The organism is Rodentibacter trehalosifermentans (genome assembly GCF_002000545.1).
GTDB lineage: Bacteria > Pseudomonadota > Gammaproteobacteria > Enterobacterales > Pasteurellaceae > Rodentibacter > Rodentibacter trehalosifermentans.
The window spans coordinates 17,916-44,831 of the sequence record NZ_MLHL01000026.1 but is presented as its reverse complement, the minus strand read 5'-3'; the positions used below and the strand labels follow the sequence as shown (position 1 = coordinate 44,831).

The 26,916-nt window shown below is 40.7% G+C and carries 30 protein-coding genes, 4 tRNA genes and 1 pseudogene; 8 read left to right on the top strand and 27 right to left on the bottom strand.

Annotated elements, in window-relative coordinates; translation table 11 throughout:
• Nucleotides 1-13 precede the first annotated feature (13 nt).
• Nucleotides 14-379 (bottom strand): annotated as a pseudogene (locus BKK52_RS05690) (ABC transporter permease subunit); the annotation flags it as partial.
• A gap of 64 nt (nt 380-443) precedes the next feature.
• On the opposite strand from BKK52_RS05690, the gene dapF reads away from it, so the two are divergent.
• From dapF to BKK52_RS05670, 4 genes are all read left to right on the top strand, one after another.
• Nucleotides 444-1,268, top strand: coding sequence for a diaminopimelate epimerase (gene dapF, locus BKK52_RS05685; protein WP_077478201.1), 825 nt, complete (start codon nt 444-446; stop codon nt 1,266-1,268).
• 134 nt (nt 1,269-1,402) lie between these two features.
• A tRNA-Gly gene (locus BKK52_RS05680) sits at nt 1,403-1,478 on the top strand.
• Between the two features lie 4 nt (nt 1,479-1,482).
• A tRNA-Leu gene (locus BKK52_RS05675) sits at nt 1,483-1,569 on the top strand.
• A gap of 49 nt (nt 1,570-1,618) precedes the next feature.
• Nucleotides 1,619-1,694: transfer RNA gene (locus BKK52_RS05670), tRNA-Lys, on the top strand.
• A gap of 202 nt (nt 1,695-1,896) precedes the next feature.
• Here the strand turns inward: BKK52_RS05670 and rlmC are convergent.
• The 11 genes from rlmC to rpmH form a co-directional block, all read right to left on the bottom strand.
• Entirely contained in the window at nt 1,897-3,051 is a 1,155-nt protein-coding gene (rlmC, locus tag BKK52_RS05665) for a 23S rRNA (uracil(747)-C(5))-methyltransferase RlmC (protein WP_077421240.1), read from the bottom strand.
• Nucleotides 3,048-4,094 carry a beta-N-acetylhexosaminidase gene (gene nagZ / locus BKK52_RS05660; RefSeq protein ID WP_077421239.1) on the bottom strand — a complete coding sequence of 349 codons (1,047 nt, stop codon included), beginning with the start codon at nt 4,092-4,094 and terminating at the stop codon, nt 3,048-3,050. The genes rlmC and nagZ overlap by 4 nt, the downstream gene beginning before the upstream one ends.
• Nucleotides 4,095-4,097: 3 nt before the next feature.
• Nucleotides 4,098-4,448, bottom strand: coding sequence for a putative periplasmic lipoprotein (locus BKK52_RS05655; RefSeq protein WP_077474229.1), 351 nt, complete (start codon nt 4,446-4,448; stop codon nt 4,098-4,100).
• Nucleotides 4,445-4,798 (bottom strand): purine nucleoside phosphoramidase, encoded by a 354-nt coding sequence (hinT, locus tag BKK52_RS05650; protein ID WP_077421237.1) that lies wholly within the window; start codon nt 4,796-4,798, stop codon nt 4,445-4,447. The genes BKK52_RS05655 and hinT overlap by 4 nt, the downstream gene beginning before the upstream one ends.
• Before the next feature lie 124 nt (nt 4,799-4,922).
• A complete protein-coding gene (locus tag BKK52_RS05645; RefSeq protein WP_077421236.1) occupies nt 4,923-6,785 on the bottom strand; it encodes a SurA N-terminal domain-containing protein in 1,863 nt (620 codons plus the stop codon).
• A gap of 62 nt (nt 6,786-6,847) precedes the next feature.
• A complete protein-coding gene (locus BKK52_RS05640) occupies nt 6,848-7,414 on the bottom strand; it encodes a manganese efflux pump MntP (RefSeq protein WP_077474231.1) in 567 nt (188 codons plus the stop codon).
• A 12-nt stretch (nt 7,415-7,426) separates the two neighbouring features.
• Complete coding sequence (mnmE, locus tag BKK52_RS05635) at nt 7,427-8,785, bottom strand: tRNA uridine-5-carboxymethylaminomethyl(34) synthesis GTPase MnmE (RefSeq protein WP_077421234.1); 1,359 nt, start codon at nt 8,783-8,785, stop codon at nt 7,427-7,429.
• A 137-nt stretch (nt 8,786-8,922) separates the two neighbouring features.
• Nucleotides 8,923-10,542: a membrane protein insertase YidC gene (gene yidC / locus BKK52_RS05630; RefSeq protein WP_077478199.1), complete on the bottom strand. Its 1,620-nt coding sequence runs from the start codon at nt 10,540-10,542 to the stop codon at nt 8,923-8,925.
• Nucleotides 10,542-10,802, bottom strand: coding sequence for a membrane protein insertion efficiency factor YidD (yidD, locus tag BKK52_RS05625; protein ID WP_077421232.1), 261 nt, complete (start codon nt 10,800-10,802; stop codon nt 10,542-10,544). The genes yidC and yidD overlap by 1 nt, the downstream gene beginning before the upstream one ends.
• Entirely contained in the window at nt 10,757-11,125 is a 369-nt protein-coding gene (gene rnpA / locus BKK52_RS05620) for a ribonuclease P protein component (RefSeq protein WP_077421231.1), read from the bottom strand. The genes yidD and rnpA overlap by 46 nt, the downstream gene beginning before the upstream one ends.
• A 12-nt stretch (nt 11,126-11,137) precedes the next feature.
• Nucleotides 11,138-11,272, bottom strand: a complete 135-nt coding sequence (gene rpmH, locus BKK52_RS05615) for a 50S ribosomal protein L34 (protein ID WP_007241546.1) — start codon at nt 11,270-11,272, stop codon at nt 11,138-11,140.
• Between the two features lie 326 nt (nt 11,273-11,598).
• On the opposite strand from rpmH, the gene dnaA reads away from it, so the two are divergent.
• The 4 genes from dnaA (at nt 11,599) to BKK52_RS05595 (ending at nt 15,693) form a co-directional block, all read left to right on the top strand.
• A complete protein-coding gene (gene dnaA / locus BKK52_RS05610) occupies nt 11,599-12,957 on the top strand; it encodes a chromosomal replication initiator protein DnaA (protein WP_077474233.1) in 1,359 nt (452 codons plus the stop codon).
• 9 nt (nt 12,958-12,966) lie between these two features.
• Nucleotides 12,967-14,067, top strand: a complete 1,101-nt coding sequence (gene dnaN, locus BKK52_RS05605; RefSeq protein ID WP_077478197.1) for a DNA polymerase III subunit beta — start codon at nt 12,967-12,969, stop codon at nt 14,065-14,067.
• 1 nt (nt 14,068) lies between these two features.
• Complete coding sequence (gene recF / locus BKK52_RS05600; protein WP_077478195.1) at nt 14,069-15,151, top strand: DNA replication/repair protein RecF; 1,083 nt, start codon at nt 14,069-14,071, stop codon at nt 15,149-15,151.
• A gap of 275 nt (nt 15,152-15,426) precedes the next feature.
• Complete coding sequence (locus BKK52_RS05595) at nt 15,427-15,693, top strand: hypothetical protein (protein WP_077478193.1); 267 nt, start codon at nt 15,427-15,429, stop codon at nt 15,691-15,693.
• A 28-nt stretch (nt 15,694-15,721) separates the two neighbouring features.
• On the opposite strand, the gene iscX is transcribed toward BKK52_RS05595, so the two are convergent.
• The 15 genes from iscX to tolA all read right to left on the bottom strand — a co-directional run bounded on the left by iscX (nt 15,722) and on the right by tolA (nt 26,907).
• Entirely contained in the window at nt 15,722-15,916 is a 195-nt protein-coding gene (gene iscX / locus BKK52_RS05590; RefSeq protein WP_077478192.1) for a Fe-S cluster assembly protein IscX, read from the bottom strand.
• On the bottom strand, nt 15,916-16,257 hold the full coding sequence (gene fdx, locus BKK52_RS05585) for an ISC system 2Fe-2S type ferredoxin (protein WP_077433450.1): 342 nt from the start codon (nt 16,255-16,257) through the stop codon (nt 15,916-15,918). The genes iscX and fdx overlap by 1 nt, the downstream gene beginning before the upstream one ends.
• An 84-nt stretch (nt 16,258-16,341) precedes the next feature.
• Nucleotides 16,342-18,201: a Fe-S protein assembly chaperone HscA gene (gene hscA, locus BKK52_RS05580; RefSeq protein ID WP_077478190.1), complete on the bottom strand. Its 1,860-nt coding sequence runs from the start codon at nt 18,199-18,201 to the stop codon at nt 16,342-16,344.
• A gap of 24 nt (nt 18,202-18,225) precedes the next feature.
• Nucleotides 18,226-18,876, bottom strand: a complete 651-nt coding sequence (locus BKK52_RS05575) for a DUF2625 family protein (RefSeq protein WP_077478188.1) — start codon at nt 18,874-18,876, stop codon at nt 18,226-18,228.
• A 15-nt stretch (nt 18,877-18,891) separates the two neighbouring features.
• A complete protein-coding gene (locus tag BKK52_RS05570; RefSeq protein WP_077415443.1) occupies nt 18,892-19,698 on the bottom strand; it encodes a glycosyltransferase family 8 protein in 807 nt (268 codons plus the stop codon).
• A 2-nt stretch (nt 19,699-19,700) separates the two neighbouring features.
• Nucleotides 19,701-20,222: a Fe-S protein assembly co-chaperone HscB gene (gene hscB, locus BKK52_RS05565; protein ID WP_077478186.1), complete on the bottom strand. Its 522-nt coding sequence runs from the start codon at nt 20,220-20,222 to the stop codon at nt 19,701-19,703.
• A gap of 17 nt (nt 20,223-20,239) precedes the next feature.
• Nucleotides 20,240-20,563: an iron-sulfur cluster assembly protein IscA gene (iscA, locus tag BKK52_RS05560; protein ID WP_077421481.1), complete on the bottom strand. Its 324-nt coding sequence runs from the start codon at nt 20,561-20,563 to the stop codon at nt 20,240-20,242.
• 53 nt (nt 20,564-20,616) lie between these two features.
• Nucleotides 20,617-21,000 carry a Fe-S cluster assembly scaffold IscU gene (iscU, locus tag BKK52_RS05555; RefSeq protein WP_077415449.1) on the bottom strand — a complete coding sequence of 128 codons (384 nt, stop codon included), beginning with the start codon at nt 20,998-21,000 and terminating at the stop codon, nt 20,617-20,619.
• Nucleotides 21,001-21,064: 64 nt separating this feature from the next.
• Complete coding sequence (locus tag BKK52_RS05550) at nt 21,065-22,279, bottom strand: IscS subfamily cysteine desulfurase (protein WP_077478184.1); 1,215 nt, start codon at nt 22,277-22,279, stop codon at nt 21,065-21,067.
• 59 nt (nt 22,280-22,338) lie between these two features.
• Nucleotides 22,339-22,788, bottom strand: a complete 450-nt coding sequence (iscR, locus tag BKK52_RS05545) for a Fe-S cluster assembly transcriptional regulator IscR (protein ID WP_077421479.1) — start codon at nt 22,786-22,788, stop codon at nt 22,339-22,341.
• A 51-nt stretch (nt 22,789-22,839) separates the two neighbouring features.
• Nucleotides 22,840-23,559 carry a tRNA (cytosine(32)/uridine(32)-2'-O)-methyltransferase TrmJ gene (trmJ, locus tag BKK52_RS05540; RefSeq protein WP_077478182.1) on the bottom strand — a complete coding sequence of 240 codons (720 nt, stop codon included), beginning with the start codon at nt 23,557-23,559 and terminating at the stop codon, nt 22,840-22,842.
• A gap of 175 nt (nt 23,560-23,734) precedes the next feature.
• Nucleotides 23,735-23,810, bottom strand: a tRNA-Lys gene (locus tag BKK52_RS05535).
• Between the two features lie 170 nt (nt 23,811-23,980).
• Complete coding sequence (pal, locus tag BKK52_RS05530) at nt 23,981-24,448, bottom strand: peptidoglycan-associated lipoprotein Pal (protein ID WP_077421477.1); 468 nt, start codon at nt 24,446-24,448, stop codon at nt 23,981-23,983.
• Between the two features lie 22 nt (nt 24,449-24,470).
• Nucleotides 24,471-25,754, bottom strand: coding sequence for a Tol-Pal system beta propeller repeat protein TolB (gene tolB / locus BKK52_RS05525; protein ID WP_077421476.1), 1,284 nt, complete (start codon nt 25,752-25,754; stop codon nt 24,471-24,473).
• Between the two features lie 43 nt (nt 25,755-25,797).
• Nucleotides 25,798-26,907, bottom strand: a complete 1,110-nt coding sequence (gene tolA / locus BKK52_RS05520) for a cell envelope integrity protein TolA (protein ID WP_077478180.1) — start codon at nt 26,905-26,907, stop codon at nt 25,798-25,800.
• Nucleotides 26,908-26,916 lie beyond the last annotated feature (9 nt).

The following is a 26,916-nucleotide window of genomic DNA, read 5'->3' as shown; positions in this document are numbered from 1 at the left end:
TCAGCCCCTTCTATTATTTTTTCTTCGCGTATTTTAGAGAGTCAATGGCAACGGCGAGGATAATAATGCTTCCTTTAATAATATATTGCCAGTAAGGATTAACACCAATATAGGTTAATCCATAATTGATGACCGTAAAAATAATCACCCCAGTAACCACCCCAACGACCGTTCCTACTCCGCCGGCAAATGAGACCCCACCGACCACACAAGCCGCAATAGCATCTAATTCATACATAAAACCGAGGTTGTTGGTTGCCGAGCCTATACGACCGGCTTCTAACATCCCCCCAAAGGCATAGAACATACCGGCGATAATGTAGATCACCACAAGATTGCGTGCCACATAACACCGTGATTTTTCTTTGTTACCGCTGATTTGCCATTCTCGTTGTAGCTTACTATAATGCCGAACAATCGCTTTAAAGAATTTAAGGATAGAAATGCAATTTTCTAAGATGCACGGTTTAGGCAATGATTTTGTAGTAGTGGATGCTATTACACAAAATGTTTATTTTACGACGGAAACCATCAAACGCCTTTCTGATCGCCATCGTGGTATTGGTTTTGATCAGCTCTTAATTGTGGAGCCGCCTTACGATCCGGAGTTGGATTTTCATTATCGTATTTTTAATGCCGATGGCAGCGAGGTTTCCCAATGTGGTAATGGCGCACGTTGTTTCGCACGTTTTGTTACTCTTAAGGGCTTAACCAACAAAAAAAATATTGCGGTCAGCACCCAAAAAGGAAAGATGATTTTAACGGTTCAAGAAGACGGTCAAATTCGTGTCAATATGGGCGAGCCAATTTGGGAGCCGGCAAAAATTCCTTTTATCGCCAATAAATTTGAAAAGAATTATATTTTACGTACTGACATTCAAACGGTGCTATGCGGTGCCGTTTCTATGGGAAACCCTCATTGTGTTGTACAAGTGGAAGATATTTGCAGGGCAAATGTGGAACAACTCGGACCTTTATTAGAAAGTCATGAACGCTTTCCAGAGCGTGTTAACGCCGGTTTTATGCAAGTGGTAAATCGTAATCATATTAAATTACGGGTTTATGAGCGTGGTGCCGGTGAAACCCAAGCCTGTGGTAGCGGGGCTTGTGCGGCAGCAGCCGTAGGAATGATGCAGGGCTTGCTTGATAACAAGGTACAAGTTGATTTGCCAGGGGGGAGCCTTACAATTGAATGGCAAGGCGAGGGACATCCACTTTATATGACCGGAGAAGCTACTCATATTTATGATGGGAATATTACGCTTTGAAAGAAGTGCGGTTGAATTTAACCGCATTTTTTTGCGCTATTTTTAAGCAATCAATCTATTTTTTATTATTTCTGTTTGACAGTATGCCATAAATCGGTAAAATACGCCTCGCTGTTTAGCAATAGCAGTAACGGGCGGGAATAGCTCAGTTGGTAGAGCACGACCTTGCCAAGGTCGGGGTCGCGAGTTCGAGCCTCGTTTCCCGCTCCAATTTGCCCGAGTGGTGGAATCGGTAGACACAAGGGATTTAAAATCCCTCGCCTTTCGAGGCGTGCCAGTTCAAGTCTGGCTTCGGGCACCATTTTATAAAATCTCAATTTTATAAAAAACTCCTTTAAAATCCTACATTTGGGTCGTTAGCTCAGTCGGTAGAGCAGCGGACTTTTAATCCGTTGGTCGAAGGTTCGAATCCTTCACGACCCACCAATTTATAGCAAATTATAGCAAAGTCATCATCAAATCAGTCGTTAAACTTTCATTTTTTTCCTATCTTTCAAGCATTGTTAGATAAACCTCTTATTTTTACGAGATTAATTTTTCCAAGGTTGCAAAAAGCCTTTATAAATTAATCATCATTTATTTGGGTTTTATCGCTATTTTTTGGAATAGATTGCAAATTAATGGTGCGTTAGCCTTGGTGAGCTTCTAACAAGACTAAGACCTCATAATGTGCGGTGTTTGGAAACATATCAAAAAGTTGAATTTTTGTTGCTTTATAATGGGTGAGATAGCGTAAATCTTCACCCATTGAAACGGCATTACAACTGGAATATAAAATGAAGCGAGGTTGCATTTCATTGAGAAATTCACTTAATTTTTGCCCAATGCCACGGCGGGGCGGATTGACAATGGCCAAATCAGGATGATTTCCTGTCTGATTTAATGCAAAATTTGCCGCATCTAAAGATTGGAATTCTACCTGTTCTATCCCCAATGTTTGAGCCGATTTTTGTGCGGCTAAAATTGCTGAGGGGGAAATTTCTATTCCTGTGAGCGCTATCGGCTGGGATTGAGTTTGTTTAAGTATTTTTGCACAATGCAAGCCAAAGCCGCCCACACCACAAAATAAATCCCATAGTTTGCTTATCGGTAAGTGCTTTACCCATTCTTGTGCCGTGGCGTATAAACCGGCTGCAACGTTTGGGTTGGTTTGGAAAAAGCCTTGAGGGCGGATAAAAAGTGGCACATTATTAAAATTTTCCGGCAGATATTGCTGCTTTGTTAAAAAGATTTCTTCTTCACCTTCTAGAATGGCGGCATGTTGAGGCTGTAAATTGACACTGACTACCTCCAGTTGTGGGAGTCTTGCTAAAAGCCCATCAAGTTCACGACGAATGAGGGGTAACTTACTTTCAGAACGCAGTACAACGCGTAACATCAATTTTCCTGTCGCATGGCTTTCTGTTAGAAAAATATATTTTAGTTCGCCTTTTCGTTTTTCGATATTATAGGGAACTAAACCGGCCCGTCCGATAAAATCCTTAATAATAGGAAAAATCCTCTTAAACGAGGTGGGATACAAGGGGCAATCACATAAATCCACCGCACCTTGAGGATGAGCAAAAATCGGTCGTTCTACCGCACCACTCACCGCCATTTTGGCTTTATTACGGAATTCTGTCTGTGTCGATTGAAAAGGAGAAAACCAAACTAACTTTTCGCAGTTTAAATGAGAAAGCTGATGTTTAAGATGGGTTATCTTTTCAGCAAGTTGTTGCTCATAAGGCTTTTCAAGCCATTGGCAAGAGCGACAATCTCCTTTTTGATAATGATGGCAAATCATACTTTTTGTGCTAACCATTCTTGTTGAAGTGCGGTCAGTTTTTTATGATTTTCTGACCAACGTGCGCTTTTCGTCAAGGCTTCCCAAGTGCGGGATTTTCTTTTAAAGAGGGAAGCTAAACGGGCTTGTCGTTGAGCAAAGTGTGCTTGGGTTTCGATTAATTTTAAATGATCAAGCACTTGAACCACACCTTGTCGTTCATTACAAAGTAATAATAAATCACAACCGGCATTCAAGGCTTTTTCGCTGCGTTCTACAAAATCGCCCATAAATCCGGCTCCTTTCATACCCAGATCATCAGAGAAAATCGCCCCATTGAACTGTAATTGCGCCCGTAAAATATGTTTTAACCAATATTCCGAGCCACTTGCCGGTTGGCTATCACATTGTGAATAAATCACATGGGCAGGCATAATAGCATCTAATTTGCCTTGTTGAATTAATTGCTGGAAAGGTTGAATGTCTTGGCTGAAAATCTCATTCCGAGGTCTTTCATCATAAGGGGTTTCTAAGTGAGAATCCGCTAACACATGGCCGTGCCCCGGAAAATGTTTACCGGTTGTTGCCATGCCTGCTTCATGCATTCCGTCAATAAAAACGCTTGCTAAATTAACCGCACTTTTCACCTCATTTGAAAAACTCCGATCGCCAATAGCACGACATTCATGGCCCAAATCTAAAACAGGGGCAAAGCTTAAATCAATATCAAGGGCCAGCATTTCTGCCGCCATTTGCCAACCTGCTTCGTATGCCCAAGCCTGTTGTTGCTGAGGCGATTTGGATAAGGCGGCAAACGCCTGCATTGCCGGTAATTGGGTGAAACCCTCTCGGAAACGTTGTACCCGCCCGCCTTCTTGATCTACCGTAATTAATAGTGGTTTTTTTACACGCTGGCGGACGGAGGAAATAAGGTGTTGAATTTGTTGGTGATCGTGAAAATTACGGGTAAACAAAATCAGCCCGGCGACTAAAGGATGCGTGAGTAATTCCACCTCCTCTTGGGTGAGTTCATAGCTTTCAAGATCAATTAATAATGTAGACATAATTTATTGTAAATAAAGGCGATAATTTGTACTTTCCGGTGTTGGTTTGGCAAGCTCAATAAACTGTTTCTCTTGGGGCTGTAAATAAAAATGACCGACAAGGCTCTCTTTTTGTTGTGCCCAAACTTGCGTTACGCCCTGTTCGTTATACCAAAACAAATGGTAATTTACATGGCGTGGTTGAGTACTTTTATTTTTTACCCAAGCGGAATTGAAATCTGCTTTAGCTTCTATCGAAGGGGCAAGTTCTGCCACGATATTCAAAATAGGGCGATTTGTGTGGTTCAAATTCGGTACGGAACTTGAACAGGCCGCAAGCACGAGGCTTGCAAAAATAATCAGTGAACGTTTCATGATTTACCTAACATTTTGCCTAGCGGTTCTCCCCCGACGAGGTGCATATGGAGATGGAACACTTCTTGTCCGCCGTGTTGATTACAGTTGACGATAAGGCGATAGCCTTCTTCTGCAATCCCTTCTTGTTTGGCTAATTTCGCCGCGACGGTAAATAACCTTCCGAGCGAAACTTCATCTTGTTCTGTCACATCGTTGACTGTGGGGATTAATTTATTCGGAATGATTAAAATATGAGTTTTCGCTTGCGGCGCAATATCTCGAAACGCAGTGACAAGTTCATCTTGATAAACGATATTTGCAGGAATTTCTTGACGAATAATTTTGCTAAAAATGGTTTCTTCTGCCATAGCTTCTCCTTTATATATAATAAAAAAGTGCGGTTAAAAATTACCGCACTTTTTATCAAAAATTAGAGGGAATTGCAATTGACCCTCTCATCAAAAAGCCTATGAAAAACAGAGGCTTTTATCATTACTCTTCCTCTTCTTGTTTAATAAAGGATTCGTTGATTTCGATTTGTGCTTTATCCCGCAGGGCTTGTAAAAGTTGTGTGCGTAATTCAAATTGACGGGCTTGGCTTAATTGAGCGCCAAATTGTGCCAATTCCTGCTCATTTAATGTGCCCTGTTCTACCTTTTCAAGGGCAGCAACAATTACATCGCCTTTACTGTTGCGGACCACTTTATGGACCGTTTTTCCTTGTTCCGGTTTTACCATGGAGAAAATACCATTGGTTAAAATCGGATCTTGGGTTTCAACAAAACTAAAGGTTTGTGGTGCGCTGAATGTGATACCTTCCGATAATTTATTCGGCTGGTGAGAAAGCTCATCGACTAATTGGGTTGCATTTTCCATTAAGGTTTTTTCGGCTTTCTCACGTTTTAAAAAGCTTTCAATATCTGCTTTCGCTTCCTCTAGTGATTTTACCCCTTCCGCTTTATGATCTAACACTCTAACGACAACGAAGTGTTGTTCACCCACATTTAATGGCTCGGAATTTACACCTCCATTGGTAATATCGGAATCAAATATAGCCGAAACCACATTCGGGAAGTTGAGTGCTGCAGGGATATTTTGACGGGAGAAATCATCGCTTTGTTGAACTTTTACCCCGGCTGCTTGTGCAGCCGCATCTAACGATTTGCTGTCTTCAAAGGCTTTCTCGCGCACGTTTTTCTCAATAGAATAAAAACGGTTTTCCAACAAGGATTGACGAACAAGATCGGCGATTTGCCCTTTCACTTCATCAAGGGGTTTTTCTTTCCGTTCTTCCACTAAGATAATATGGAAATTGCCATCCACATTCACCGGTTCGCTATATTTTCCTACAGGGAGGGAGAGGGCGGCATCTTCAAAGGTTTTAGGTAATTCATTTGCATTAATCCAACCCAATTCACCCCCATTTTCACCTGAAATTTTATCTAAGGAATGGGTTTTGGCTAGTTCGGCAAAGCTTGCGCCATTTTGTAATGCTTGATAAGCGGATTGTGCCTCTTGCTCGTTAGCAAATTGGATATGCGCCAAACGTTGAGAGACAAATTGTGCTTTATTGTCTTGATAATATTGTGCAATTTCGACATCACTTACTTGAATGCCTTTGGCAACATCCTCGCGGGAAACTTCAATATATTGCACTTTCACTTGTTCAGGTTGCACAAAGGCTTTTTGATTGGCCTCGTAGTAGCTTTTCACTTCATCTTCAGAAATTGTTTGTTTTGCCATTGCTTCTAAAAGCGGTAGGGTGGCTAAACGTGCAATACGTTTTTGAAAGAAAACCTGTGCATTTTCTTTGACTTGAACGGGCACCATAAACTCGCTGTCAGCAATACCTTTTTGCATTTGTTCCAACGTGAGTGCACCACGCAAAATGCTTGCATAAGTATCAGAATTTAAACGGTTTTGTGCGAGAATTTGTTGGTATAGCCCATTATCAAATTTTCCATTGGATTGAAAATTAGGATCAGAAACGATGGCTCGTTTAATCATCTCGTCGCTGACATTTAATTTGAGTTCTTTCGCATATTGACGGAGCAATTCTTGATCCACTAAACGTTCAATGAGTGCTTGACGTAATGTGTTAACAAAAACAGGCGAATCAGATTGTGTTAAAAAGGCTTCACCTTCTTGGGCTGCGCGTGTTTCAAACTCTTGGTTGTAGCGCTCCATAAAGGTTTGTTGGGAGATGGTTTCCCCATTCACCTTGGCGGCGTAGGTGTCGTTTGTGTTAAATAAATAACCGGACATCCCCCCAACCAAAAACGAAACAGTAATTAATCCGAGAATAAATTTTGCAATTTTGGTGTTTGCCGCACCATGCATTTTTTCAATTAACATATTGACCCTTTTAAAAAGACAAAATTTTCGAAATTATAATCGAAAGTGAAAGAAATCGCACCTTAAAATGCGAAAACCCCGTGTTCAAAGAGGACTTTAATTCCCATAATAATGAGCACCAAACCACCAAAAATTTCAGCTTTACTTTTAAATTTTTTCCCTAAAAAATGACCGCTCTTTATACCGATAAAGGAAATCACTAAGGTAGTCGTCCCAATAATCCATATTGCTTGGAAAATATTTACGTTTAAAAAAGCAAAAGAGATACCTACGACAAGCGCATCAATGCTGGTGGCCAAACCCAATGTGAATACCCGTTTCATGCTAATAAGGGATAGGATGTTCTGTTCTTCATCTTCGGTGAAGCCTTCCCGAATCATATTGATACCAATAAGTGATAAAAGCAAAAAGGCGATCCAATGATCCCAATCTTGAATCAGACGGTTAAATTGCGATCCTAATAAATAGCCGATAAAAGGCATAATCGCTTGAAAAAAGCCAAAGCAAAAAGCGATCAGCAAGGCTTGTTTCCAACGAAACGATCGCATGGCTAACCCTTTGGATATGGACACAGCAAAGGCATCCATCGAAAGCCCTAATGCAATGAGCCATAATGTATAAAATGCCACGGTTGCTCCCCTTTATTTACCAATACAAAAGGAACTGAAAATATTGCCAAGGAGATCATCTGAGGTAAATTGTCCGGTGATTTCACTTAAATGCGTTTGCACCAAACGTAACTCTTCTGCCAATAATTCACCGGCATGGAAAGTCGTTAATTGAAATAAGCCGCTTTGTAGATGTTCGGCGGCTTTTTCTAAGGCCTCTAAATGACGGCGGCGGGCAAGAAATCCCCCTTCTGTTCCCATTTGGAAGCCCATGGCTTGTTTTAAATGCTCACGGAGCAGTGACACCCCCTGATGCGTTTGAGCCGATAAGCGAATAACCGGATAGCCGTTTTCTTCCGTTAAACCGGCGTGTTCATCACTTAAATCAATTTTATTACGCACAATAGTGATGGGAATGGTTGTCGGTAATTTTGCAAAGAATTCTGACCGCAGTTTTTCAAGATCTTGGCTATCGGGGTCATGGCTATCCAGCATTAAGATAATGCGATCGGCTTGTTCTATTTCTGTCCAAGCGCGAGAAATGCCGATACGTTCCACTTCATCGGTGGCATCTCGAAGTCCTGCGGTATCAATAATATGCAACGGCATCCCATCAATATGGATATGTTCACGCAATACATCACGCGTTGTGCCTGCGATTTCTGTCACAATGGCGGCTTCACGTCCGGCAAGGGCATTTAATAGACTTGATTTTCCCGCATTGGGGCGGCCTGCGATCACTACTTTCATTCCTTCACGCAAAATTGCCCCTTGCTTTGCTTCACGGCGAACGGCATCCAGTTGTTCGATAATATTGCGTAAATTTGCCTCAATTTTGCCATCGGCCAGAAAATCAATTTCTTCATCAGGAAAATCAATGGCGGCTTCAACATAGGTACGAAGATAGATAACAGAATCAACCAAGGCATTAATTTTATGGGAAAATTCCCCCTGCAAGGATTTTAATGCCGAACGGGCGGCTTGTTCGGAGGTGGCATCAATTAAATCGGCAATGGCTTCGGCTTGAGCGAGGTCTAACTTATCGTTTAAAAATGCCTGTTCAGAGAATTCGCCCGGACGGGCTAAACGAATCCCCTCAATTTGCAAGATTCGTTTTAACAATAGATCCAGCACTACTTGCCCACCATGACCTTGTAGCTCTAAAACATCTTCACCGGTAAAAGAGTGGGGGGCTTTAAAATAAAGTGCAATGCCTTGATCCAACAGGGTGCCGTCGGCATCTTTGAAAGGCAGATAATCTGCCATTCTAGGTTTCGGACATTTACCGAGGACAAGCTCTGCCACATGGAGGGCTAAAGGGCCTGAAACCCGTAAAATACCTATTCCACCACGCCCCGGTGCTGTCGCTTGGGCAACAATTGTTTCTTTCATAAAAACGCTTCCAAAAATCACCGCACTTTTGTGCGCTTAAAATACAAGAGGGCGTATCGCATACGCCCTTAAAGATCGGTTTTCAATAGGTTATGAGAGAAAAGGCACCTTTCGATGCCTTTTTCTGTCAGTAAGAATTATTTATTACGAGAATGTAATCCTTTTTTCTCTAATCCACGGTAAATCAGTTGCTGTTGTACTATTGTGATAAGGTTAGAGACTAACCAGTATAATACTAAGCCTGCCGGGAACCAAAGGAAGAAAAACATAAAAATTAACGGCATAAAATTCATCACTTTTTGTTGCACAGGGTCCGCGACCGGTGTCGGTGACATTTTTTGCAACAAATACATTGAGATCCCCATGAGGATAGGCAAAATGTAATAAGGATCTTGTGCCGATAAATCTTGAATCCAGCCAAAGAACGGCGCATGACGAAGTTCTACCGCTTCCATAAATGTCCAATATAACGCAATGAAAATCGGCATTTGAAGAAGGATAGGTAAACAACCGCCTAAAGGATTAACTTTCTCATCTTTGTAAAGCTTCATCATTTCTTGGCTCATACGCTGACGATCATCCCCAAAACGCTCACGCATTTCTTGCATTTTCGGTTGTAGCATCCGCATTTTTGCCATTGAAGTATATTGGGCTTTAGTGAGCGGGTATAAAATGGCTTTAACGACAATTGTCACACAGATAATCGCCAAGCCCCAATTGGATACTATCCCTTGAATAAAGGTTAATAAGAGGAAGAGGGGTTTAGCAATAAACCACGCCCAGCCGTAATCGACGGTTAAATCGAGGTGGTTGGCTACTTTTGCCATTTCATTTTGCAATTTAGGGCCTGTCCATAGTGAACTGGAAATCGTTTCTTCTGCACCGGCAGGAATGGTAACCACCGGCCCACGATAGCCTATGGAAGCGACATTATTCTTACTATCGGTGAGGGTATAAAGTTGATTATCCGCATCTTGGTTTGGGATCCAAGCGGAAACAAAATAATGCTGTAATACGGCAACCCAACCTGCTTTGGTATTGATGGAAAGATTGGCATCTTGCATATCGGAGAAGCTGTATTTTTTATAATTGGTTTCAGAGGAAGAATAAGCCCCACCGGTGTAAGTCGGCATTGCGACATTACCGGAGCTTTCCACTAAAGTGTGTTTTAACTGACCATAAGGTTTGACTTCAATGGCTTGGGCACTTTGGTTATTGATTTTATAATCGACACCAAGATCATAACTTCCCCGTTTTAACACAAAGACTTTTTGATAGGTAACGCCCTCTTTTTCAAAAACCAATGGCACTGAAAGGGTATCTTGCCCTTCGGCTAATTTGAAGTGATCACCTTCAATTTGATATTGCGCACGACCGGATTTGGTATCAATGCCGTTTTTTCCGATCAAACCGCTTTGTGCGATATAAATATGTTCAGGAGAATCTTTTAACAGGACAAAAGGGGTGTTGGAATTTAATTCTGCATCATATTTTAAGAGTTCGGAACTCACCACATCGCCGTCTAAGGTATCGACTTTCAAACGTAACACATCATTTTCAAGGGTGATAAGACGACCTTTGACTGCTGAATCCGACGCAATTTGTGTTGATGGGGAAGAACTTGCAGGGACATCTGAACTGATTGATGTGGTTTGTTCTGCAACCGGTGGTGGATTTTTATCCAATTGCCATTGCTGATAAACAAGGAAGGAAATAAAAAATAGTGCTAATACTAAGAGGCTACGTCTTGAGTCCATTACTTTTTCTCATCGTTATTATGGTTTTTTGGTGGAACCGGATCGAATCCACCCGCATTTAAAGGGTGACATTTTAATACACGTTTTAGTGTAAGCCAACCACCTTTTAACAATCCATGGGTTTTTAATGCTTCAATGCCATAGCATGAACACGTCGGGACAAATCGACAACGTGGGCCTATCAGGGGACTTATTGTTACCTGATAGAGACGAATTAACCCAATGAGGATTTTTGAGCCAAACGAATGTGCCGTTGCCATAATTTTTCCAATGTTTGATAAAATGTGGGGTTATCAAGTTTACCTATCCCGCCTTTTGCCACAAAAACAAAATCACAAGCCGGTAACTGATGTTGATGCAAGCGAAAACTTTCACGCACTAAACGTTTAATTCGATTGCGATCATGCGCACGCTTCAAATGTTTTTTAGCGACAGTTAAACCTAAGCGAGGATGCTCAAGATTATTTTTTCTAGCGAGAATACTTAGTTCAGGCGTGCTGGCTCGAAACGGTTGTTCAAAGACATTTTTGAATTGAATGGGAGTCAACAAACGCAACTCCCGAGAAAAGTTTAATTTAACCACTAAGAATAGCGATTATGCAGATAAACTTTTACGACCTTTAGCACGACGACGAGCTAAAACTTGACGGCCGTTTTTGGTTGCCATACGAGCGCGGAAACCGTGAGTACGGTTGCGCTTTAATACTGAAGGTTGGAATGTACGTTTCATTGTAATCTACCTAAATCAAAAATTATTGTGTTTTGAATTCAAAACAAGGGTTAAAAAAATAGACCGCAATTCTAATCATAAATTGGGCTTTCGTCAAACAAAGAACGGGATTTTTATCACACAATTTCCCACATCTTTAAAAATCGCAAGGATTATACGGATTTTAGCCTGAATCTCAAGTCACCTTTTTTTAGTTTTTCGCTTTTCGGGAGAGATTTTTTTTCAAGATTATTGTAAAATCCCCCCGATTTTTAACCGCACTTTGTAACGGTGATTGACCCCATTCCCACACACAATGGAAAAAGCATAACTAAGGATAATTTATTGTGAGCCTCTCTAATCTTTGGCAAAATTGCCTTTCCCAATTGCAAGATCAAGTTTCTGCTACCGATTTAAGTACTTGGCTTCGCCCCTTACAAGCCGATGTGGTTTCTGAAGATCAAATCGTGCTTTATGCCTCAAATGTATTTGTAAAGGGGTGGGTGGAAACCCATTATCTTGCGCAAATTCATCAAATTTGCCAAAACCTCTCACAAAACCCAAGATTACAAATTATTCTTAAAGAAGGCGTAAAACCCGCACCTAAAGCCGAGCCTGCAGTGCAAGCTAAACCGCAAGAAAGTGCGGTCAATATTGAGTCTGAAATTGAAAAACCGCTGAAGTTTGAATCGCATCTCAATACCAAACATTTATTTGAAAACTTTGTAGAGGGAAAATCCAACCAATTGGCTCGTGCTGTCGGACAAAAACTGGCGCAAGCACCCGGTGAGGCTGCCGCCAATCCTTTTTTCTTATATGGCGGCACCGGTTTGGGGAAAACCCACTTATTACACGCTATTGGTAATGGTATTTTAGCCAATAAACCCAACGCCCGTGTTCTTTACATTCATGCGAATAATTTTATGCAGCATATGGTGAAAGCAATGCGTGATAACAACATGGAGCAATTTAAAAAATTCTATCGTTCTCTTGACGCACTGTTAGTGGATGATATTCAGTTTTTTGCTGAAAAAGAAAAAACCCAAGAAGAGTTTTTCCATATTTTCAATAACTTATTTGAAACCGGTCGACAAATCATTTTAACATCCGACCGTTATCCGAAAGAAATTGAGAAAATTGAAGAACGTTTGAAATCCCGTTTTGGTTGGGGATTGACCACCGCTATTGAGCCGCCTGATTTAGAAACCCGTGTAGCGATCTTATTGAAAAAAGCAGAAGAACATCAAATGAATTTGCCGGAAGAAGTGGCATTTTTCATTGCACAACGTTTACGCACAAATGTACGCGAACTGGAAGGCGCACTCAATCGCGTGAAAGCAATGCAAGATTTTAAAGGCGGTGAAATTAATATTGATTTTGTACGTGATACCTTAAAAGATATTCTTGCCTTGCAAGAACGCTTGGTGACGATCGATAACATACAAAAAACCGTAGCGGAATACTATCGCATCAAGGTGTCGGATTTAAAATCCAAAAGCCGTCAACGCTCGGTGACACGCCCTCGCCAAATCGCTATGGCACTGGCAAAAGAATTAACCAACCGCAGTTTGCCGGAAATTGGTCGGGCTTTTGATCGGGATCATACCACTGTATTGAACGCCTGCCGTGAAGTGCCGAAATTTCGTGAAAAAGATAACAGTATTCAAGAAGATTGGGCGAATTTAATTCGCACCTTATCTGCATAAGGAGCCATCATGCAATTTAGTATTTCCAGAGAAAATCTCTTAAAACCGTTACAACAAGTTTGTGGCGTATTAAGCAGTCGCCCAAATATTCCAGTATTGAATAATGTATTACTTCAAATCGAAGATAACCGTTTAACCATTACCGGAACAGATTTAGAAGTCGAACTTTCAACGCAAACCCAGCTTTCCTCTTCTACTACAAATGGCAATTTCACCATTCCGGCAAAAAAATTCTTAGATATTTGCCGCACTTTATCCGATGAATTTGAAATTACCGTCACCTTTGAGGAAGATCGTGCCATTGTACAATCAGGCAGAAGTAAATTTAATCTCACCACTTTGCCGGCGGAAGAATATCCGAATTTAACAGATTGGCAATCAGAGGTGGATTTTGCCTTGCCGCAAAATACCTTGCGCCGTTTGATTGAGGCGACCCAGTTCTCTATGGCAAACCAAGATGCCCGCTATTTCTTAAACGGAATGAAATTTGAAACAGAAGGCAACTTACTCCGCACTGTCGCAACAGACGGACACCGTTTGGCAGTTTGTACCATTGCACTTGAACAAGAATTACAAAATCATGCGGTTATTTTGCCACGTAAAGGCGTGTTGGAACTCAATCGCTTATTAGAAAGCAGTGAAGAACCGGCACGTTTACAAATCGGTACAAATAATCTTCGCATTCATCTCAATCATATTACCTTCACATCAAAATTAATTGATGGTCGCTTTCCGGATTATCGTCGTGTATTACCACGTAATGCCACCAAAATTGTGGAAGGGAATTGGGATGCCCTAAAACAAGCTTTTGTTCGTGCCTCTATTCTTTCCAATGAACGTGTCCGTAGCGTACGTTTAAATTTAACTGAAAACCAACTTAAAATCACAGCCTCCAATCCTGAACACGAAGTGGCGGAAGAAATTGTTGATGTCGTGTATTCCGGTGAAGAATTAGAAGTCGGTTTCAACGTGACTTACATTTTAGACGTACTTAACGCTCTCAAGTGTCAACAAGTTCGTATTCGACTAACCGATGCGTCCTCTAGCTGCTTAATTGAAAACTGTGAAGATAACAGCAGCGAATATGTGATTATGCCAATGCGTCTATAAGATGGCAATTTCCCGTTTACTGATTGAAAAATTTAGAAATTTAAATGCCGTCGATCTTGAATTAGATTGCGGCTTTAACTTTTTAATCGGCAATAATGGAAGTGGAAAAACCAGCCTGCTAGAGGCAATTTTCTATTTAGGACACGGGCGCTCCTTCAAAAGTGCGGTCACAAATCGCATCATTTCTTATGATGAACCCCATTTTACCCTGTTTGGAAATATTCAAGAAAACCAACATCAGTGGTCAATAGGATTACAAAAACTTCGCCAAGGCAACACAATTGTTAAAATCAATGGTGAAGACGGAAACAAAATTTCCGATCTTGCTCACTTGCTCCCCATGCAACTTATCACCCCGGAAGGTTTAACTTTGCTTAATGGTGGACCAAGCTATCGCCGGGCATTTTTAGATTGGGGCTTGTTTCATCATCATGCTCATTTTCATTCTGCTTGGCGTAACCTAAACCGTTTATTAAAACAACGCAATGCAGCGCTCACTCAACATCAACCCTATGCAGCAATTAAAATCTGGGATATTGAGTTATCCAAACTTGCGCACGATGTCAGCAATTGGCGTGCAGAGTATGCGGAAGCTTTACGTACAGATATTGAAAAAACCTGCCAACTTTTTTTACCGGAATTAGAAATTAGTGTCGCTTTTCAGCAAGGCTGGGATAAAAACACTGAATATGGTGATTTACTGGAACAAAATTTTGAGCGGGATAAAGCCCTTGGCTATACTTTTTCCGGCCCACAAAAAGCAGATTTTCGTTTTAAAGCGAATGGATTACCCGTAGAAGATGTACTTTCTCGTGGACAATTAAAATTACTCATGTGTGCCTTACGTCTCGCCCAAGGCGAACATTTAATGAAAGAAAAACAACGTCATTGTATTTTCTTAGTTGATGATTTCGCTTCGGAATTAGATCCATTTAAACGTGAATTGCTTGCCGAACGTTTACAACAAAGCGGATCACAAGTATTTGTGACGGCAATTACACAGAAACAGCTTAAAGAGATGAAAGCGGAAACAGGAAGATTATTTGAAGTAGAAGATGGAAAGATTCGTGGAGTAATACCTTGATAAATATATAGAATTTGATAGTATAGGGTTAAAAATTAGTCATTTGGAGGACAACATGGAAGCCAACCAACCAACCAACCAACCAACCAGATAATAAAACCTATTATTTACATTGGGTTGATTATCTTATTCTTATTCCCTTCTTATTGATTGCACTCCTTCTTATTACTCTTTTTGTTGCTACTCTAGTAGAAGAAAGTAGTTTTTCCATTCCTTCATTCATCGGCTCTCTGGTCTTTATCGCGTTCTCAATCGTAGGATTTCTTAACCGAAAAGTGTACAAAGTCTATACAGATGAAAATGGTGTTTGGGTCAGTGGAGGCATTTTTCCTTGGTCAAAAGGAACCTATGGTTTAAATTGGAGAGATATTAGTGATGCAGTCTATTACACAGGCTTTATTAGTTGGTTTTTAAAATCTTATAAATTAGTTATACAACATCGTTATACAAAATCGAGTGAACTGGTTTTGAAAAATATCAAAAATGGCGATCAATTAGTTCAAGAAATCAATAAAAAAGTAAAAGAACTTAATCTGTATTAAAAAAAGCCCGCAAAAGTGCGGGCATTTTTTACTCATATTCCTCTAGCCACTTCAATAAAATCGCTTCAAGAATTGCCTCATTCGATTTTTGTGGATCATCATCAAAATCTTCCAGTTCACAAATCCATTGATGTAAATCCGTAAAACGTACGGTTTTAGGATCAAGATCAGGGTTTTGATCATACAATTCTTCTGCAATAAGTTGTGAATCCGTCCATTTCATTAGTGAGCCGCCTCGTTCGCATGATTAAGATTATATTTTGGAATTTCCACCACTAAATCTTCCTCTCCCACGATACACTGGCAAGAAAGACGGCTCTCCATTTCCAAACCCCATGCTTTATCCAGCATATCTTCTTCTTGATCGCTGGTTTCATTTAAAGAATCAAATCCTTCACGAATAACCACATGGCAAGTCGTGCAAGCGCAAGAGCCATCACAAGCGTGATGAATCTCTACCCCCGCATTATGTGCCACTTCTAACAAGTTATCACCGGCAGCTGCATCCACCACCATACCTTCCGGGCAAAATTCTTCATTTGGTAAAAAAATCACTTTTGGCATAATACTTTCCTCAAATCTCAATGATTAAAAAACAGCCTATTTTAAATAAAATTAAAACTCATCTAAATTTAACCGCACTTTTCTTTACAATTTTTCCATATCCGATACGTTCTTACCGGTTAAAGCGCGATTAATGCTCGCATTCATTCGTCTTGCAGCAAATTCTTGCGTGGCGGCATCTAAGGCTTTAATGCCCTGTGCGATGGCATGACGATCACTTCCCTGTTTCACCTCTATCAATTGTTTCAACACCGCTTCAATATGATGAAATTCTTCTGTGCTAAGCAAGGCAGAACCATCTGCCTGTAATGCCACAATCACACTCTCAATCACACGATCAGCTTCCACACGTTGCTCCGCCAATTCACGGGCTTGCAAATCTTCTTGTGCATGATCAAAGGAAGATTTGATCATCGCCGTCACTTCCTCATCGGTTAAACCATAAGAAGGTTTAATTTGAATGGAGGCCTGCACTTTGGTGGATTTTTCCATCGCAGTGACACTTAATAAACCATCGGCATCTACTTGGTAGGTCACTCGAATATGTGCCGCACCCGCTGCCATTGGCGGAATTCCACGTAAGGTGAAACGTCCAAGTGAACGGCAATCCGCCACCAATTCACGCTCACCTTGCACCACATGTACGCTCATTGCTGTTTGACCGTCTTTAAAGGTAGTAAATTCTTGAGCACGAGCAACAGGAATAGTAGTATTGCGTGGAATAATTTTTTCCACCAAGCCGCCCATGGTTTCAATACCGAGTGAAAGTGGTACCACATCAAGCAATAGCATATTGGCATCGGTTTTATTGCCGACTAAGATATCCGCTTGAATCGCTGCCCCAAGCGCCACCACTTTATCCGGATCAATAGAAGTGAGTGGGGTTTTGCCAAAAAATTCGCCGACTTGCTCACGAACATAAGGTACTCGTGTTGAACCACCTACCATCACCACTTGTTGAACCTCATCAGCATCGACATTGGCATCTTTTAAGGCTCGGCGACAAGCAAGTAATGAACGTTTTACAAGGGGATGAATTAATTCGTTAAATTGCTCACGGATGATGCTAATAGAAAAATCTTGCCAAGAAATGACCGCACTTTCCGAGTTGCTCAACGCAACTTTTGCTTGACCGGCAAGGGTGAGTAGTTCACGTTGTTGATTGACATTTTGTGGTTGGAATTGTGTTTGTTTTATGACCCAATCAGCAATGCAATGATCGAAATCATCTCCCCCTAAAGCCGTATCACCACCGGTTGCAAGAACTTCAAACACCCCTTTCGATAAACGTAGGATAGAAATATCAAAGGTTCCGCCGCCTAAATCATAAACTGCAATGATCCCTTCTTGGCCGCTATCTAAACCGTACGCTACTGCAGCGGCTGTCGGCTCATTTAATAAGCGTAATACATTCAATCCCGCTAAACGGGCGGCATCTTTTGTGCTTTGGCGTTGAGCATCATCAAAATAGGCGGGAACGGTAATCACAACCCCGGATAATTCTGCTCCTAGTCGCTGTTCTGCGATATGGTTCAAATGCGCCAAAATATCGGCAGATACTTCCACAGGGCTTTTTTTCCCTTGGTTTGTGAGGATCAACGGCAAGCCATTTTCACTCGCTACAAAATCATAAGGCATGGCTGGATAACGAGCCTGAACATCAGTTAGACTCCGTCCAATTAAGCGTTTGGCAGAAATGATCGTATTTTTAGGATCACTTGAGGCTTGCGCAAAGGCTTCTATCCCCACTTGTTTTCCATTTTTTCCATAGTACACCACGGAAGGAACTAGGCTGCGATCTTGCTCATCATTTAAAATCACCGCCTGACCGCTTCTTACGGAGGCAATTAAGGAATTAGTCGTCCCTAAATCAATCCCTACGGCTAAACGATGTTGATGAGGGGCAGCTGTTTGTTCAGGTTCTGAAATTTGTAATAATGCCATTTTTTTCTCTATCAATTTATCAAATTAATTAACCGGGTAACCGAAACAGTGTTTATCATCTTCTTCCTCTGTAAATAGATCCTGATAATGACGAGCAATGGGCTGAGTTTGCAACGTTTCTAAATTAATAATTTGGTTACCGTTTACTTGTTCCAATAGGAGCTGCCAATTTTCTTTTCGTAAATCATAATAAAAGCTCGCTATATCGGCTGTAAGTGCCCAACCTAGAAATTGCGAATAATTTAGTCCGATACTTTCCCATTTTCGCTTTTTTGGATGATAGTAATAAACTATCCCGATTTTTTCTCCTAAACCACCACCATTTACCGCAAAATAACCGCCTACAATATCATCTGCAATCAATAAATAAAGCGGACGTTCCCCCATACCTTCAAAGGTCTTACCCAAATTCCAAGTAAAAAAAACACGGGGCAATTTTTCGTGCCCCGAACCTAAAATACGCAACCAACCACCGTCAATTAAGAGACCACCGGTTTCATAAATAATCGCCCCTAAAGGAGTTTTGGTTGAAAGCTGCATTCCCAACAATTCGCTATTCGCGGCTTCCACCTCCTTTGGCAACACTTCAAAGTTGTTATTGACCTGCTTAAACCAGCTTTGAATCATATTCCACGTTGTCTTTTCTTTATCTATTAGTTCATTGAGAGATTTCATTTTATTTCCTTTTACTTATCCCTCTTGATGCTTAGTAATAATATCTTGCCAAGGCAATGAATAATAAAACCAATAAATATCCCTAAAAGGCAAATCATATATTGGTAACCAAGGCTTAAATTCGGTATTAAAATGAAGTATTAGTGGTAACTCATTTTCCGGACGAAGAATCAATTGTGTTAAATTATTTTTAATATAAATATACTCAGCACCAACTAAATAATTAGCATTATGCGTTAATTTCACCCATTTACCTTCAAATAATAAATTTAAAATTCCCTGATCACTATCAGATATTTTATGACCATATTGTTCTGTTAACCTAAGGAGCTCCTGATGGGTATCATACTTTTTCCACAATTGATTATTAATGATTAATACTCCAGCGTTAAAAGCATTATCCTGATTGTGGAAATCATGAGCTAAATTATCTAAACTGGCTGCTAAAAAATAGCCGCCTAGTTCAATTTCAAACATCGAGTTTAATGACCCATTAACAATTACATCACAATCTAAGTAAAGCACTCTATCACTATCAATAAATTCAGGAATGAAGTATCTAAAATAGGTGGAGTCTGAGGATATATGTGGTAAAGTCGAATATTTCTTTAATTCATTATATTCTATTTTTATATCAAAAATTTCACAATTTATTTTCTCTAAAAAAGCACGAATATGACTAAACCACTCACTCGAAAGTTCTCTATTTAAAATAAAAAAACGTATATCTTTATTGTGGTAACAAATTGATTTTATCGCAGTCATTAATTGTTCAGAAAAACGACTATCTGCTGCAAAAACAATTGTGTTTTTATCCACCATAACTATACCTCCAACAATTGCTCTTCCGTTTTTTCTATTTCAGAAATCAATTTTTGAATAAAACGTAATTTATTTGTTAGGGATAATGCGTTATCCCATTCATTATTACTTAAATAAGTTTGTAACTCTTTTAGCATTTCTACTTTAACTTTACAGACATTTTGCTCAAATATAGACAATGCGACTTCATTTTTTTCCAGTTCAATTGTTTCAAGCTCTTCACGCCATTGTAACTGCTGCATTAAAAACGCCACATCTTGCGTGCTCTTTTGTTCAATATCTTGTTGTTCACACAGATTAAGTGCAACAATGGCTTCTGCTCGAAGAATCGGATCTTTTAACGTTTTTAAAGCATCATTCACTTCTGTTGATTTCTGCATCGCCATTCTCTGCTCTAGCGCACTGGCAGATACAAAATTATCAGGATGAAGTGCTTTTTGTAATTCCAGATAACGGGCATTTAATGCTTGGCTATCCAACTGGAAATCAACAGGTAAACCAAAAATTTCAAAGGGATTTAACATACTCTTTTAGCTCGATATTAAACGTGGAAACTTTCACCGCAACCACAGGATTCTTTTACATTTGGATTGTTATATTTAAAGCCTTCGTTCAGCCCTTCTTTGACATAGTCCAATTCAATGCCGTTGAGATAGACCAAGCTTTTCGGATCGACAATCACATTCACGCCGTGTTGTTCAAAGACCTGATCTTCCTCGTTTAACACATCCACAAATTCTAGAACATAAGCCAATCCGGAACAGCCCGATGTTTTGACACCTAAACGCAATCCAATGCCTTTTCCACGGTTATCTAAAAAAGCTTTAACACGTTGAGCCGCTTTTTCTGTTAATGTAATGCTCATTCTTCCCCCAAGAAATCAGTAAAAGTGCGGTCGAAAACAACCGCACTTTTTATTTATTCACCTTGTTTTGCTTTATAATCGGCAATCGCTGCTTTTATCGCATCCTCGGCTAAAATCGAACAGTGAACCTTCACCGGCGGCAACTCTAATTCTTCCGCAATTTGGCTGTTTTTAATCGCCCCTGCTTCTTCTAAAGATTTGCCTTTAACCCATTCGGTAATCAATGAGCTTGATGCAATCGCAGAACCACAACCATAGGTTTTGAATTTTGCATCTTCAATAATGCCGTTGTCATTGACTTTAATTTGTAACTGCATAACATCACCACAAGCCGGAGCCCCGACCATTCCGGTACCTACGGAACTGTCTTTTTTATCCATTGAACCCACATTGCGTGGATTTTCATAATGGTCGATTACTTTTTCGCTATAAGCCATTTTAACTTTCCTTTTTTAAATTCTGATAAAGACTTTTCCATCAATTTGAGAAGTTGATGAAAGATTAATGGGCAGACCACTCAATCGTATTAAGATCGATACCTTCTTTAAACATATCCCATAATGGGGAGAGTTCGCGTAATTTTTTAACCGCATTTTTGACTAAATTCACGGTGTAATCAATTTCTTCTTCCGTGGTATAGCGACCTAAGGTAAAGCGAATTGAGCTGTGTGCCAGTTCATCATTAAGCCCCAATGCTCTTAACACATAAGAAGGTTCAAGACTTGCAGAGGTACAAGCAGAACCGGATGAAACCGCGATATCACGCAATGCCATCATCAATGACTCCCCTTCAACATAGTTAAAACTAATGTTTAAGTTATTATCAAGACGATGTGTCATCGAACCATTGACATAGGTTTCTTCAATATTTTTCAAGCCGTTATATAAACGATCACGAAGTGCTTTCAAACGAGGCATTTCTGTTGCCATTTCTTCTTTTGCAATACGATAAGCTTCGCCCATACCCACAATTTGGTGAACCGGTAAAGTCCCGGAACGCATACCACGTTCATGACCGCCACCGTGGATAATCGCCTCTAAACGGACACGAGGTTTGCGACGAACATACAAAGCACCGATACCTTTTGGTCCATAAAGTTTATGGCTGGACATAGACATTAAATCTACCGGTAATTCGGCAAGATTAATCGGCAGTTTTCCTACACTTTGTGTTGCATCAACATGGAAAAGGGTTTTATTTGCACGGCAAAGTTCACCAATGGCTTTAATATCTTGAATCACACCAATTTCGTTATTTGCGTGCATGATGGAAACCAAGATCGTATCAGGACGAAGTGCTGCTTTGAATTTTTCTAAATCAATTAAACCATCAGATTCCGGTGATAAATAAGTGACTTCAAAACCTTCACGCTCTAATTGGCGGCAAGTATCCAATACGGCTTTATGCTCGGTTTTGCAAGTAATGATATGTTTCCCCTTGGTTTGATAAAAATGCGCAACACCTTTAATTGCCAAGTTATCCGCTTCCGTTGCACCGGATGTAAACACAATCTCGCGAGAATCTGCACCAATTAAATCAGCAATTTGATTACGAGCAATATCTACCGCTTCTTCTGCTTGCCAACCAAATTTATGCGAGCGTGAGGCCGGGTTTCCGAAGGTGCCCTCGATGGTTAAAAATTCCATCATTTTTTTAGCCACTCGCTCATCAACCGGACAGGTCGCGGCATAATCTAAGTAAATAGGTAATTTCATTTTCACTCCTAAAAAATCACGCTAAAATTGACCGCACTTTAAGGGGCGGCGACTTTCCTTTATTGATTTACCAATATTAAATTTTCAATATGATGAGACTGGGATTTGACATGTTTATTTACAAGTTCTGCTAAGGTAATCTCATTTAAAAAGCTTTCAATACGATTGCTTAATTCTTCCCAAAGAGTATGGGTTAAACATTCTGTACCTTGTTGACAATTTCCCCGCCCCAAACACTTTGTTACGTGAATATTTTCATTCACCGCAGAAATAATCATCCCAACAGAAATTTGTTCGCTTGGTAAACCAAGCCGGTAACCGCCCCCCGGTCCACGAACGCTCTTTACCAACCCACCACGACGTAATTTAGCAAAAAGTTGCTCTAAATAAGATAATGAAATATTTTGACGTTCAGAAATATCGGCAAGGTTCACTGGACCCGTACCGGAATTTAATGCGATATCCAACACTGCCGTCACGGCATAACGTCCTTTTGAAGTAAGTTTCATAAAGTTTCCTTAAAAAAATTGTGCTAATCTTTACATATCCGACTAAAACAATCAACTATCTCTTTTAGGCAAATTTAACCGTTTTTCAACCGCACTTAGCATACCACGTAAAATATTTAATTCATTCTGCTCTACGTTGATACGATTATATAACCGTCTTAACTTTTGCATCACGCTTTGATTTTGAATAAATCCTAAAGATTGATATAGTCGTTCGGTATGATTGAAAAAGTATTCCATATCCCTTGCCGTTGCATATTGGTTATCAGGTGTGATATCAAAATGCCGTTGTTCCACTAAGTGGGCCATACGTAATTCATAGCAGACAAGTTGAACCGCCATAGCCAGATTTAATGATGAATAATCGGAATTTGCCGGAATTGTCAGATGATAATGGCATTTAAGCAATTCATCGTTATGCAAACCCACTCGCTCTCGCCCAAAAACAATAGCTACATTTCCCCGATGCTGTGCAACTTTTTCTGCACATTCTCTTGGTTCAATCAATGTACTCTGTAGATGGCGTAAACGTGCACTTGTTCCTATCACTAAAGAACAATCAGCGATTGCTTCATCAAAAGTCGACACAATATTGGCATTTTTAACAATATCATCAGCTCCCGCAGCAAGTGCAATAGCTTGTTCATCAACAGATTTTGGCGAAACAAGGTAGAGTTGGGAAAGCCCCATTGTTTTCATCGCCCTTGCGGAGGAACCGATATTGCCACTATGTGAAGTTTCAACAAGGACGATTCGAATATGATCTAACATCGCAGGCTATTCTCTGATTAAAACTTGCGACTATTTTATCATAATAACCTTGAAATTAAGTCAGGAATTTTCTTATTTTAGTGATAAAAATAACTTATCAATCATGAGGTACTAAACAGAGAAAACTCAAAGTTTATTTAAAGAATGAACGAAGAAAAGGTATGTTTGGAATATTTGGTGGGTCGTGAAGGATTCGAACCTTCGACCAACGGATTAAAAGTCCGCTGCTCTACCGACTGAGCTAACGACCCATATCGCTAAAAAAGCTTCGCCTATACTACTGATTTTATTTAGTAACGCAAGGAAATTTTTTGATTTATTTTGTTAGTTGAGTGAATAATCAACAATTTAGATCAAGTAATAGAAAAAATTAAAAGGCAGAGAATGACTCTCTGCCTTTTCTAAATGATATCTCTAAAAATTAGTAGGCTAACACAGCACGACGGTTTTTAGAGTATGCTGCCTCATCATGACCTAAAACAGCCGGTTTTTCTTCACCATAAGAAACGGTTGAAACTTTGCTACCTTCTACGCCTTTACCCGCTAAGAAAGATTTAACAGCATCAGCACGGCGTTGACCTAAAGCGATGTTATATTCCGGTGTACCACGTTCGTCAGTGTTACCTTCAACAACCACTTTTGATGATGGCATTGCATTTAAGTATGCGGCATGCGCATCTAAGATTTGAACGTATTCACCTTCGATATTGTATTTGTCAAAACCGAAATAAACGGTGTTATAACGTTGTTGAAGATCTTCAACAGAATAACCACCAAAAGTTTGACCATTGTTTGCACCGTTGCCTGCCGCATCATTGCTGGAAGAGCTACAAGCTGCTAATGCCGCAACAGAGGCTGCAACTAATAATGATTTAACAAATTTGCTCATTAGATTTCTCCTAATTACATTTTTATTTAGTTAAGTATGGCGACCAAGCAGGAAATTTCACTTGGCCATTACTTCCTGGAAGACTCGCTTTAAAGCGACCATCTGCAGAAACCAATTGTAGCACCTTTCCTAACCCTTGGGTAGAACTATAAATAATCATAATACCGTTCGGGGAAATACTCGGGCTTTCTCCGAGGAAAGAGGTACTTAATACTTCAGAAGCCCCCGTCGTCAGATCTTGTTTAACAACATTATTGTTACCATTGATCATAACAAGGGTTTTACCATCACCACTGATTTGTGCACTTCCTCTACCTCCGACAGGCGTTGCGCCACCACCATTGGCACTCATACGATAGACCTGAGGTGAACCACTTCTGTCTGAAGTAAATAAAATAGCACTGCCATCCGGCGACCATGAAGGTTCGGTATTATTACCCGCACCACGCGTTAATTGTGTTGGCGTACCGCCATTTGCACTCATCACATAAATATTTAATGTGCCATCTTGTGATGAAGCAAAAGCTAAACGGGAGCCATCCGGCGAAAATGCCGGGGCACCATTATGCCCCGGAAATGAAGCAACCACTTTACGGGCACCGGATCCTAAATCTTGTACTACTAACTGTGACTTCTTATTTTCAAAAGAAACATAGGCCAAACGTTTACCGTCCGGAGACCATGCTGGCGACATAATAGGCTGTGAACTACGATTCACAACAAATTGATTATAGCCATCATAGTCTGCCACACGCACCTCATAAGGCTGTGAACCCCCATTTTTTTGTACCACATAAGCGATACGGGTTCTGAATGCCCCTATAATTCCGGTTAATTTTTCAAACACTTCATCACTCACTGTGTGTGCACCATAGCGTAACCATTTATTGGTAACCGTATAGCTATTTTGCGCAAGCACTGCACCCGGTGTACCCGAAGCGCCCACCGTATCAACTAATTGATAAGAAATGTTATATCCACTTCCTGTTGCCGTTACCTGACCTACCACAACCGCATCAATCCCTAATGCAGTCCAAGCTTCAGGATTCACTTCTGAGGCTGAGGTCGGTTTTTGTGGCATTTGTGCCACGGCAATAGGGTTAAATTTTCCACTATTGCGTAAATCATCGGCAACAATCTTACCAATATCTTCCGGTGCTGAACCGGCAAATGGCACAACCGCAATAGGGCGAGCGCTGTCAACACCTTCATCAATAACAATGCGTACTTCATCTTCTGCTACCGCATGACCTGCAATAGCAAAAACCATGGCAAATACGCTTATGAGTTTTTTCATTAATTTCATTTTGTAACCTATAAGTAAACTAATTAACACACTTAAAAAACCATTATTTCGGAGCAAAATCAATACCCATTGATTTATATCTATTGTATACAGCATCCGATGGTGCAGCGGGCACTTTCTTCGTCCTTGCAATAGCAGCTAATGCCGCCGTACAAATATCTTCCGGCCCTGATTCTTTCTGATAACTCAAAATTGTGCCATCACGACCAAGTTGAATTCTCGTCTTGCAAACTTTACCGTTTAAACTAGGTTCTTTCAAGAAACGACGCATGATTTCCCGCTTAACCACTCCAGTATATTGATCACCCACTTTGCCACCGTCACCGGCGCCTAATCCGGCACCGCTTCCTTGAGAGCCGCCTTTATTGGCATTTCCCCCTTTCTGAGCGCTACCACCGCCGATATTGCCACCATTCATAAAATCATCCAAAGCGGCTTGATCTGCTTTACGTCTTGCAGCCGCTTTTGCTTCTGCCTCTGCTTTCGCCTTCGCTTCAGCTTTCGCCTTAGCTTCTGCAGCCGCCTTCGCTTTGGCCTCAGCTTCAGCTTTCGCTTTTTCCTTTGCTTTTTCTTCGGCCTGTTTTTTCGCTTTTTCCGCGGCCTCAGCGGCTTTCGCCTTCGCCTCTTCTTCTGCTTGTTTTGCCACTGCCGCTAAACGTTTTGCTTCAGCCTCTGCTTTTAATTTTGCCGCCTCAGCAGCTTGCTTGGCTTTTGCCTCTTCTGCTTTTTGTTTCTCTAAAGCTTGCTGGCGGGCCATTTCCTGCTGTTTTTGTTTTTCGATCTCTTGTTGCTGACGCTCAAGCTCCTTTTGACGTTGGATTTCTTGCTGGCGTTTGAGTTCTTGCTGCTTGGCTATCTCTTGTTGATTAACCTCTTCAGCCTCAACGGGTGGTTTTTCTTCCACAACAGATTCAGGCTTTTTCTGCTTATCCGCTTGCCCTTTTTTCTGTTGCTGAATTCGTCCCCACTCTTGTGCTGCATTGCCGGTATCCACCATCACAGCACCTATCGCATTGCCTTCTCCTTCGCCTCCGCCCATAATTTCAACCGTTTGAAATAAAGAGCTCCAAATTAACAGCCCAAACAAGGCAAGGTGCATAAGAATCGAAATGACAAACGCACTCGCTCCTTTTTTTTGTCGATTATTCTGCACGTTTTACCT

Excerpts from the sequence above, each read along its gene's own strand:
- dapF (WP_077478201.1), top strand. The coding sequence starts at position 444 with ATGCAATTTTCTAAGATGCACGGTTTAGGCAATGATTTTGTAGTAGTG.
- rlmC (WP_077421240.1), bottom strand. The coding sequence starts at position 3,051 with ATGATTTGCCATCATTATCAAAAAGGAGATTGTCGCTCTTGCCAATGG.
- nagZ (WP_077421239.1), bottom strand. The coding sequence starts at position 4,094 with ATGTCTACATTATTAATTGATCTTGAAAGCTATGAACTCACCCAAGAG.
- BKK52_RS05655 (WP_077474229.1), bottom strand. The coding sequence starts at position 4,448 with ATGAAACGTTCACTGATTATTTTTGCAAGCCTCGTGCTTGCGGCCTGT.
- hinT (WP_077421237.1), bottom strand. The coding sequence starts at position 4,798 with ATGGCAGAAGAAACCATTTTTAGCAAAATTATTCGTCAAGAAATTCCT.
- BKK52_RS05645 (WP_077421236.1), bottom strand. The coding sequence starts at position 6,785 with ATGTTAATTGAAAAAATGCATGGTGCGGCAAACACCAAAATTGCAAAA.
- mnmE (WP_077421234.1), bottom strand. The coding sequence starts at position 8,785 with ATGAAAGAAACAATTGTTGCCCAAGCGACAGCACCGGGGCGTGGTGGA.
- yidC (WP_077478199.1), bottom strand. The coding sequence starts at position 10,542 with ATGGACTCAAGACGTAGCCTCTTAGTATTAGCACTATTTTTTATTTCC.
- yidD (WP_077421232.1), bottom strand. The coding sequence starts at position 10,802 with ATGGCAACGGCACATTCGTTTGGCTCAAAAATCCTCATTGGGTTAATT.
- rpmH (WP_007241546.1), bottom strand. The coding sequence starts at position 11,272 with ATGAAACGTACATTCCAACCTTCAGTATTAAAGCGCAACCGTACTCAC.
- dnaN (WP_077478197.1), top strand. The coding sequence starts at position 12,967 with ATGCAATTTAGTATTTCCAGAGAAAATCTCTTAAAACCGTTACAACAA.
- recF (WP_077478195.1), top strand. The coding sequence starts at position 14,069 with ATGGCAATTTCCCGTTTACTGATTGAAAAATTTAGAAATTTAAATGCC.
- iscX (WP_077478192.1), bottom strand. The coding sequence starts at position 15,916 with ATGAAATGGACGGATTCACAACTTATTGCAGAAGAATTGTATGATCAA.
- fdx (WP_077433450.1), bottom strand. The coding sequence starts at position 16,257 with ATGCCAAAAGTGATTTTTTTACCAAATGAAGAATTTTGCCCGGAAGGT.
- hscA (WP_077478190.1), bottom strand. The coding sequence starts at position 18,201 with ATGGCATTATTACAAATTTCAGAACCTGAACAAACAGCTGCCCCTCAT.
- BKK52_RS05575 (WP_077478188.1), bottom strand. The coding sequence starts at position 18,876 with ATGAAATCTCTCAATGAACTAATAGATAAAGAAAAGACAACGTGGAAT.
- BKK52_RS05570 (WP_077415443.1), bottom strand. The coding sequence starts at position 19,698 with ATGGTGGATAAAAACACAATTGTTTTTGCAGCAGATAGTCGTTTTTCT.
- hscB (WP_077478186.1), bottom strand. The coding sequence starts at position 20,222 with ATGTTAAATCCCTTTGAAATTTTTGGTTTACCTGTTGATTTCCAGTTG.
- iscA (WP_077421481.1), bottom strand. The coding sequence starts at position 20,563 with ATGAGCATTACATTAACAGAAAAAGCGGCTCAACGTGTTAAAGCTTTT.
- iscU (WP_077415449.1), bottom strand. The coding sequence starts at position 21,000 with ATGGCTTATAGCGAAAAAGTAATCGACCATTATGAAAATCCACGCAAT.
- BKK52_RS05550 (WP_077478184.1), bottom strand. The coding sequence starts at position 22,279 with ATGAAATTACCTATTTACTTAGATTATGCCGCGACCTGTCCGGTTGAT.
- iscR (WP_077421479.1), bottom strand. The coding sequence starts at position 22,788 with ATGAAACTTACTTCAAAAGGACGTTATGCCGTGACGGCAGTGTTGGAT.
- trmJ (WP_077478182.1), bottom strand. The coding sequence starts at position 23,559 with ATGTTAGATCATATTCGAATCGTCCTTGTTGAAACTTCACATAGTGGC.
- pal (WP_077421477.1), bottom strand. The coding sequence starts at position 24,448 with ATGAGCAAATTTGTTAAATCATTATTAGTTGCAGCCTCTGTTGCGGCA.
- tolB (WP_077421476.1), bottom strand. The coding sequence starts at position 25,754 with ATGAAATTAATGAAAAAACTCATAAGCGTATTTGCCATGGTTTTTGCT.